Genomic DNA, 250 nt, shown 5'->3' on the forward strand with positions numbered 1-250 from the left:
CGCTTCATTGACTGTCCCGTTCAATTGGGTAGGGACGCTATCGCCCGCGACATTCCGATTTAAGTTGAAAAACTCCGGCATCGGAAAAGTGACGCTGCGGCGGCGGTTTATGCAACATTCAGGCTAGTGCGGCGTCTGCTGCTGTTCGATGTACTGCCGGATAACGGCGATAGGCGCACCGCCGCAGCTACCGGCAAAGTAGGAAGGCGACCATAGCGCGCCGCCCCAAAGCTTCTTGCGGATGCTCGGA

The 250-nt window shown here is 58.0% G+C and carries 1 protein-coding gene; it reads right to left on the minus strand.

Features of this window, described 5'->3' with window-relative positions:
- Window positions 1–123 precede the first annotated feature (123 nt).
- A partial coding sequence (locus tag F1735_RS35155) for a transposase (protein ID WP_187364446.1) occupies window positions 124–250 on the minus strand: 127 nt, incomplete at its 5' end.

Source organism: Massilia genomosp. 1, from assembly GCF_011682185.1.
In the GTDB taxonomy this organism is placed as follows: Bacteria; Pseudomonadota; Gammaproteobacteria; order Burkholderiales; family Burkholderiaceae_D; genus Telluria_A; species Telluria_A rubra.